General features: G+C 58.4%; 1 protein-coding gene. It reads left to right on the top strand.

The window, feature by feature from the left end; genetic code table 11:
* Positions 1-344: TonB-dependent receptor domain-containing protein (locus tag E5162_RS14215; protein WP_135945945.1), on the top strand; the 344-nt coding region annotated here is incomplete at both ends.

Genomic DNA, 344 nt, shown 5'->3' on the forward strand with positions numbered 1-344 from the left:
GAAGGCTTCATCTCGGAAGATTACGTCCTGCCAGCGGCGACGCTGACCTGGACGTTTGCCGAGAACATGCAGCTGCGCTTCGTCTACTCGGAAACCATCGTGCGTCCGCAGTTCCGCGAACTCGGCGTCACCGAGTTCTTCGATCCGGACATCGACCAAAGTTTCCGCGGCAACCCGTCCCTGGTGAACTCGGAGCTTCAGAACTTCGCCGCCCGGTTCGAATGGTATTTCGGCCGCGACCAGTTCTTCACGGTCGGCATGTTCCACAAGAAGATCGAAAACCCGATCGTGGAATACATCCTGCCGGACGGGGAATCGATCTCGACGTCGTTCATCAACGCGCC

The organism is Marinicauda pacifica (genome assembly GCF_004793635.1).
Classification (GTDB): Bacteria; Pseudomonadota; Alphaproteobacteria; order Caulobacterales; family Maricaulaceae; genus Marinicauda; species Marinicauda pacifica.